The organism is Salinimicrobium oceani, assembly GCF_012037645.1.
In genome coordinates this window covers 1-469 of record NZ_JAAVJR010000562.1, presented here as the reverse complement: position 1 = coordinate 469, position 469 = coordinate 1, and the positions used below count along the sequence as shown (strand labels likewise).

At 41.2% G+C, this 469-nt stretch carries 1 protein-coding gene; it reads right to left on the bottom strand.

Features of this window, described 5'->3' with window-relative positions; genetic code table 11:
* The coding region (locus HC175_RS18255; protein ID WP_209310082.1) for a translocation/assembly module TamB domain-containing protein at positions 1 to 469 on the bottom strand (469 nt) is incomplete at both ends.

Genomic DNA, 469 nt, shown 5'->3' with positions numbered 1-469 from the left:
GAATTTTCCAAGAGTGTTGATCTCTATTAATAAGGTTCCGGCTCCCCTGCCCCTAAGTATGCTTCCGTCGATGTCGAGTTCCACAAGAGCATCATTGGTTACATCAAGATCGAAATTCAACTCTAAACCTTTAACATCCTGAAATTCGATCTCCTGCCCTTCAAGGCGTGCCGACTTTTCTTCGGGACTTAAAAAGTGGATAAAGGAATTATCTCCAATACTTTCAGAATCTCTTATTGGGATCTTAAAAACAGTCCCTCTTTCGGTAGCTCCCATTACGTCAATGACCAGTTCTGATGTAGGGCCATAGAGAGAGGCATTACCATTAATAAAAGCAGTTCCATAATAAAGTGCTTCATCATCAAATTCGGTATTAAGAACCAGAAGCCTGTCTGTAGAAATATTTAATCCCAGAATCCAGTTACTAAAATTGCGGTGAGATATTGTCCCGTCCAGAACTCCGGTGGTA